Source organism: Loktanella sp. DJP18 (assembly GCF_049310965.1).
Classification (GTDB): Bacteria; Pseudomonadota; Alphaproteobacteria; order Rhodobacterales; family Rhodobacteraceae; genus Loktanella.
Genome location: NZ_JBMERN010000383.1, coordinates 1 through 711 on the forward strand (window position 1 = coordinate 1; position 711 = coordinate 711).

The following is a 711-nucleotide window of genomic DNA, read 5'->3' on the forward strand; positions in this document are numbered from 1 at the left end:
GAGCTATGCGGGAATTTGGGTGATGGCGTGATTTGAAGGGCGGCGTATCGTGGCGGGTGTCAAAGCCGGCCAGAACCTCACAAGGAGCGATACGCCATGAAGGAAGATACAACGATCCTGCCATTTCGCCAATCGGAAACGATCGTCGATCCGCTGACAGAGCTTGCTCGGCAAGGTGCTCGTCGAATGCTGGCGGAAGCGCTGAAGGCCGAGGCTGATGCCTTTGTCGCCAGTTTTGCCGATGAGCAGCTGGAAGACGGGCGTCAGCGGATCGTGCGGCATGGATTTGGCCCTGAACGGAAGATTCAGACGGGGATTGGTGCTCTGGATGTCCAGCGGCCCAAGGTGCGCGACCGGATGGCGTCCTCTGATGGGGCAGAAAAGATCCGCTTTACCTCGAACATTCTGCCGAAATGGGCGCGCCGCTCGATCAGCTTGGACGCGCTGCTGCCTGTTCTTTATCTGAAGGGCATATCGACGGGCGATTTCCAGGACGCGCTGTCGGCCATCATGGGGCCGGATGCGCCCAACCTCTCGCCAAGCGTCATCTCGCGTCTGACTGCCGGATGGCAGGTTCAATATGATGCCTGGGCACGGCGGGATCTGTCTGCCCGCCACTACGTCTACATCTGGGCGGACGGCGTCTATCTTCAGGCGAGGATGGAGGAAAATGCCGAATGCATGCTGGTGATCATCGGCGCGACACCGGAG

At 59.8% G+C, this 711-nt stretch carries 1 protein-coding gene; it reads left to right on the forward strand.

Features of this window, described 5'->3' with window-relative positions; genetic code table 11:
- Positions 1–96 precede the first annotated feature (96 nt).
- Positions 97–711 (forward strand): transposase (locus ACOI1H_RS26045; protein ID WP_422441255.1); only part of this gene is annotated, 615 nt, incomplete at its 3' end.